The 5,713-nt window shown below is 67.5% G+C and carries 5 protein-coding genes and 1 pseudogene; 3 read left to right on the top strand and 3 right to left on the bottom strand.

The window, feature by feature from the left end; all coding sequences use genetic code 11:
* Window positions 1–1,901: glycine--tRNA ligase subunit beta (glyS, locus tag JWN21_RS04330; protein WP_299646594.1), on the bottom strand; the 1,901-nt coding region annotated here is incomplete at its 3' end.
* 220 nt (window positions 1,902–2,121) lie between these two features.
* Entirely contained in the window at window positions 2,122–2,961 is an 840-nt protein-coding gene (locus tag JWN21_RS04325; RefSeq protein ID WP_299646596.1) for a glycine--tRNA ligase subunit alpha, read from the bottom strand.
* A gap of 166 nt (window positions 2,962–3,127) precedes the next feature.
* Here JWN21_RS04325 and JWN21_RS04320 point away from each other — a divergent pair, with 166 nt between their 5' ends.
* The 3 genes from JWN21_RS04320 (at window position 3,128) to pth (ending at window position 5,490) form a co-directional block, all read left to right on the top strand.
* Window positions 3,128–4,024, top strand: coding sequence for a TraB/GumN family protein (locus JWN21_RS04320; protein WP_299646592.1), 897 nt, complete (start codon window positions 3,128–3,130; stop codon window positions 4,022–4,024).
* 134 nt (window positions 4,025–4,158) lie between these two features.
* Window positions 4,159–4,848 (top strand): 50S ribosomal protein L25/general stress protein Ctc, encoded by a 690-nt coding sequence (locus JWN21_RS04315; RefSeq protein ID WP_299646590.1) that lies wholly within the window; start codon window positions 4,159–4,161, stop codon window positions 4,846–4,848.
* A gap of 72 nt (window positions 4,849–4,920) precedes the next feature.
* Entirely contained in the window at window positions 4,921–5,490 is a 570-nt protein-coding gene (gene pth, locus JWN21_RS04310; protein ID WP_299646588.1) for an aminoacyl-tRNA hydrolase, read from the top strand.
* A gap of 25 nt (window positions 5,491–5,515) precedes the next feature.
* Here pth and JWN21_RS04305 read toward each other — a convergent pair.
* Window positions 5,516–5,713, bottom strand: a pseudogene (locus tag JWN21_RS04305) (hypothetical protein); the annotation flags it as partial.

Below are 5,713 nucleotides of genomic sequence, written 5' to 3'. Positions count from 1 at the left end.
CCGTCCTCCGTACCCACGAACGCCTGCAACGCGCTGACGCGGGCGAGCAGGCGGACGAGATCGTCCTCGCCGCCGAGCGCGAACACGGCGTCGATCAGGTCGTGGCCGACGCCGGCTTCGCGTTGCTGGACCTTGAGGCGGTCGGCGAAGAAGGTGACCAGCGCCGTGGCGTTCTGCTGATCATCAAAGATTGCTTGACCGACGTCGCGTAAGGACGCGTATTCGTCTCCGGTCCTCCAACGCCCAATACTCGTTCTTGCAAGCGCAAATATAAGCGGGAGCCGAAGCTCGTTTTTTGTCACGATTTCGATCAGGGCGAGCGCAGCGCGGCGCAGAGCAAAGGGATCCTTCGAACCGGTTGGCAGCAAGCCGGCGGCGAAGAAGTTTTGAAGCGTGTCCAGCTTGTCCGCCAGGCTCACCGCCACCGTCACCGGCGCGGTCGGCACGTCGTTGCCCTGCCCGACCGGCTTGTAGTGGTCGCGGATGGCGGCGGCGACGCGGGGGTCTTCGCCCTGCGCAGCGGCGTAATAGCCGCCCATGACGCCCTGCAGCTCGGGGAACTCGGCGACCATGCCGGTGACGAGGTCCGCCTTGCACAGTCGCGCGGCGCGTTCGGCGAGGGTGGCGAGTTCGGCTTGATCCTCCCCGCTCGCGGGGAGGGGGACCGCCGGCGCAGCCGGTGGTGGTGGGGCGGCTGCGGCAGGCGCCAGCGTGTGTGGCGACGCCCCTCCACCATTCGGCTGCGCCGAATGGTCCCCCTCCCCACTTTGTGGGGAGGATCGGACGATCCCCTCCGCGACCAGCCACCGCGCCAGCTTCGCGACGCGCTCGACCTTGTCGGCGACCGTGCCGAGCTTCTCGTGGAAGACGATGCGGTCGAGCTTCTTCGCCTGCTCTTCCAGCGGGATCTTCAGATCCTGTTCGAAGAAGAAGCGCGCGTCGCTCAGCCGCGCGGCGAGGACCTTGCGGTTGCCTTCGACGATGCGCTCGCCGCCATCGGCCGCGTCGATGTTCGCGGTGCAGATGAAGGCGTTGGCGAGCTTTCCTGCCGCGTCATGGCAAACGAAATATTTCTGGTTCACGCGCGCGGTGAGCTGGATCACTTCGGGGGGAACCGAGAGGAAGTCGGGATCGAAGCGGCCGAGGAACGGGACGGGCCATTCGGTGAGGCCGGCATTCTCCGCGAGCAGGCCCTCGTCGCGGACCAGGGTGAGCCCCGCCTTGTTTGCGGCCAGCGTCGCGCCGAGTGCGATGATCTGGGCGCGCTCGTCCTGATCGACGACCACGTGGCACAGCCGCAGCTTCTCGACATAATCCTCCGCCGAGCCGATCGTGATCGGGCCGGGGTGATGGAAGCGGTGGCCGAGCGTCGCGTAGCCCGCCGTGATCCCGGCGATCTCGACCGGCACCAGTTCCTCGCCGAACAGCGCGACGATACCCTGTAGCGGGCGCACCCAGCGCAGGCTGTCGGTCGAGGCGGACGCATCGCCCCACCGCATCGACTTGGGCCAGGGAAACGCGCGGATGATGGCGGGGATCGCCTCGGCAAGCACGGCGGCGGTGCTGCGGCCGGGCTTGTCGGTGACCGCAAAGAACACCCCGTCGCGCTCGGTCAGCTGGTCGCGGGTCAGGCCGGTCTTGCGCAGGAACCCGTCGAGCGCCTGTGGTGGCGCGTTCGCGCGCGGTCCCTTCACCTCCTCCGACACGGCGGCCGTGGCGTCGGGCAGGTCGCGCGCGATCAGCGCGAGGCGGCGCGGCGTGGCGTAGGTGACGACCTCGCCCGCGGCGATCCCGGCGCGCGCGAGCTCCGAGGCGAACAGCCGCGCGAGGTCGTGGCGAGCCTTGGCCTGCATCCGCGCGGGGATCTCTTCGGAGCGAAGTTCGAGAAGGAAGTCGGTCATGCTGCTGGCTTGCAGAAGAAAAAGGTTTGTTCACGCGGAGGCGCGGAGACGCGGAGAAGAAGGAGAGATGAAGTCATGCCTGTGGCGCTTATGTCTCTTGAGCCCGCCAGGGCTCCTTCAAGCCACTTCGCAGGTGACAGATCGACGCGCGATCCCCGCCCAACATCTCCGCGTCTCCGCGCCTGCGCGTGAACCACCTTCCTTTTGCCTTGAAGACGGCTCACGCTGTCCACCCGTGCTTGTCCATCCATGCGGCGCAGGCGCCCTTCGCCAGGTCGCGGACGCGGCCGATATATGCCTGGCGCTCCGCCACCGAGATGACGCCGCGCGCTTGCAGGAGGTTGAAGACGTGGCTGGCCTTGATCGCCTGCTCGTAAGCGGGGATCGGCAGCTTGCGGTCGAGCGCGTTCTGGCATTCCGCGACGTGCTTGCGGAACTGGTCGAACAGGCTGTCGGTGTCGGCGACCTCGAAATTCCAGGTCGACATCTCGACCTCGTTCTCGTGGAACACGTCGCCATAGGTGACGCCGGCGTCGTTGAACTTCAGGTCGTACACGCTGTCGACGTTCTGGATGTACATCGCCAGCCGCTCCAGCCCGTAGGTCAGCTCGCCCGCGACCGGCTTGCAGTCGAAGCCGCCCATCTGCTGGAAATAGGTGAACTGCGTCACCTCCATGCCGTCGCACCACACTTCCCAGCCCAGCCCCCAGGCGCCCAGCGTCGGCGACTCCCAATCGTCCTCGACGAAGCGGATGTCGTGCACCGTCATGTCGATGCCGATGGCGGCGAGCGACCCGAGATACAGCTCCTGCAGATCGGGCGGGCTGGGTTTGAGGATCACCTGATACTGATAATAATGCTGCAGCCGGTTGGGGTTCTCGCCATAGCGACCGTCGGTCGGGCGGCGGCAGGGCTGGACGAAGGCGGCGTTCCACGGCTCCGGACCGAGCGCGCGCAGCGTGGTCGCGGTGTGAAACGTGCCCGCCCCCATCTCCATGTCATAGGGCTGGAGGATCAGGCAGCCGCGCTCGCTCCAATAGCTGTGCAGCGCCAGGATCATGTTCTGGAAGGAAAGGGGGACGGTCACCGGCCCGAGCCTCTGGCGAATGGCCCGCATACGGTCAAGCAAACCCCCCGCGCGCCGGCCGCTCTCGACATTCCCCGCGGTCCGCCCGACATCGTCGCCTTGACCGTTTCGTCACGTTTCGTCTGCAGGATCCCGCGCCATGTTGAAGCATCTCCTCACCGCCTGCGCGCTGCTCGCCATGACCCCCGCCTGTGCGCAGCGCGCGCCCTCCGCCGCGCGTGCGGCCCCGGATGCGGACCCCGCGCTGTGGGTGGTGCGCGACGCGGACACGACGCTGTATCTGCTCGGCACGATCCATGTGCTCAAGCCCGGCATGACCTGGTTCGACGAGGCGGTGCGCACCGCATTCGACCGGTCGGACGAGCTGAAGCTGGAGATCGTCGAACCTGACGCCGCGACGATGGGCGGGCTGATCCAGGCGAAGGGCATGAGTCCGGCCGGGCCGACGCTGACGCAGCGACTGCCCGCCAAGGCACGCCCGGCGCTGGCGAAATACATGGGGGTGATCGGCCTGCCACAGGCGGGGTATGATCGCATGCAGCCGTGGCTCGCGGCGACGTTCCTGCAGGTGCAGAGCCTGGTCAAGGTCGGCTACGATCCCGCCAGCGGCCCGGAGAAGATACTGGCCGAGGCCGCGAAGGCGAGCGGCAAACCGGTGACCGGGCTGGAGACGGTTGAGCAGCAGATCGGCTTCTTTTCGGGCCTGTCCGACAAGGCACAGGTGGCGATGCTCGACGACACGCTGGGCGAGATGCCGACGCTGCAACGGACGATGGGGCGGATGGTCGACGAGTGGGGGGCGGGCAGGACGGACTATCTGGCGCGCGAGCTGAACGACGGGCTGACGAAATCGCCGGAGGCGATGAAGGTGCTGCTGACCGATCGCAACGCGCGCTGGGCGGAGTGGATCAAGGGGCGACTGGCGCAGCCGGGCACGGTGTTCATCGCGGTCGGCGCGGGGCATCTGGCGGGCAAGGGCAGCGTGCAGGAGGCGCTGGCCAAGCGGGGCGTGAAGACGGTGCGGGTGAAATACTAGCAGCGTTCTCCCGCTTCGCGGGAGAGGGTTGAGTGTTGCGAAAATCGTCGCGCGCAGCTAAGCGCCCGCGTCCGGCCCTGCTACATCCCTGGAGGAGCGGCCGGCACACCCTCGTAACACCAAGGAATCTGCAAATGAGCGAATCAGTGACGCTCGCAGCCGAGGCACGCGAGCGGGTTGGCAAGGGAGCCTCCCGCCTGCTGCGCCGTCAAGGCCGCGTCCCCGCCGTGATCTATGGCCAGAACCAGGCCCCGGCATCCATCCATATCGAGGAAAAGGCGCTCAACCGCGCACTCGCGACGGGCCACTTCATGAACACCGTCGTGATGGTCGGCGGCGTCCGCACGCTGCCCAAGGACGTCGCTTTCGACGTGGTCAGCGATCGGCCGATCCATGTCGACTTCCTGCGCATCTCCGAGCATTCCACCGTCACCGTCGCGGTGCCGATCGTGTTCGCCGATCAGGAGGAGTGCGAAGGCCTGGCAGCGGGCGGCGTGCTCAACGTCACGCGCCACGAGGTCGAGTTGATCGTCGATGCATCGGACATCCCGGGCGAGCTGATCGTATCGCTCAAGGGCCGTGTGGTGGGCGATTCGATCCACATCTCCGACGTCACGCTGCCGCAGGGCGCGAAGCCGGCGATCGACGACCGCGACTTCGCGATCGCCACCATCGTGCCGCCGACGGTGCCGACCGCGGCTGACGAGGCGGCGGATGTCGAGGCGGGTGTCGGCGTGTCCGAGGTCACCCAGGAGGAGGAGCCTGCGGGCGACGAGCCGACCGGCAACGTCACCGATGCCGGCGCGGACGACGCCAAGGGCTGACGCTCTTCACAATGATGATAGGGGCAGGCGGGCGGCGACGCTCCCCTGCCCCTTTTTCGTTCGGAGTTGGCGATGCAGATCTGGGCAGGCCTCGGCAATCCAGGGCCGCAATACATGCTCCACCGGCACAATGTCGGCTTCATGGCGGTCGACGCGATCGCCGCGCTCCACGATTTCGCGCCGGTCAAGAAGCAGTTCGGCGGCTGGACGCAGGAAGGGCGGATCGGCGCGCACAGGCTACTGCTGCTCAAGCCCGCGACGTTCATGAACGAATCCGGCCGTTCGATCGGCGAGGCCCTGCGCTTCTACAAGCTCGGACCGGACGCGCTGACGGTGTTCCACGACGAACTCGACCTGCTGCCGTTCCGGGTCAAGGTGAAGACCGGCGGCGGCACGGCGGGACATAATGGCCTGCGCTCCACGGACCAGCATCTGGGCCCGGATTTTCGCCGCGTGCGGCTGGGCATCGGTCATCCGGGGCACAAGGACCGGGTCACGGGCCATGTGCTCGGCAATTTCGCGAAGGTCGAGATGGACGATCTGAGCGATATGCTCGGCGCGGTGGCAGCGGAGGCGCGGTGGCTGGCGGACGGCGACGACGCACGGTTCATGAGCGACGTGGCGCTGCGGATGCAGGCCTAACCCTCTCCCGAAGGCACCCGCAAAACTACTGCTTTTGCGGGAACCCATGCGGGAGAGGGAGGCTGGCGACCACCGCCTCGACCTTCGGCTCCAGGCGGTCGAACACGGCCGACACCGCCGCCTCGGTGGCCCAGCCGATCGCCCCGCCGGCGATGACGTCGAGCAGGTAATGATGACCCGTCGGCGCCTGTGCGGCCGCCGCCGCGCCGGCGGCGAGCGCGGC

It is taken from the genome of Sphingomonas bacterium (assembly GCF_028292945.1).
Taxonomy (GTDB): Bacteria; Pseudomonadota; Alphaproteobacteria; order Sphingomonadales; family Sphingomonadaceae; genus Sphingomonas.
The sequence above is the reverse complement of the archived record's forward strand: the minus strand, read 5'-3'. Positions and strand labels throughout refer to the sequence as shown.

Coding starts and splice junctions, on each gene's coding strand:
- JWN21_RS04320 (WP_299646592.1), top strand. CDS start 3,128: ATGTTGAAGCATCTCCTCACCGCCTGCGCGCTGCTCGCCATGACCCCC.
- JWN21_RS04315 (WP_299646590.1), top strand. CDS start 4,159: ATGAGCGAATCAGTGACGCTCGCAGCCGAGGCACGCGAGCGGGTTGGC.
- pth (WP_299646588.1), top strand. CDS start 4,921: ATGCAGATCTGGGCAGGCCTCGGCAATCCAGGGCCGCAATACATGCTC.
- JWN21_RS04325 (WP_299646596.1), bottom strand. CDS start 2,961: ATGATCCTGGCGCTGCACAGCTATTGGAGCGAGCGCGGCTGCCTGATC.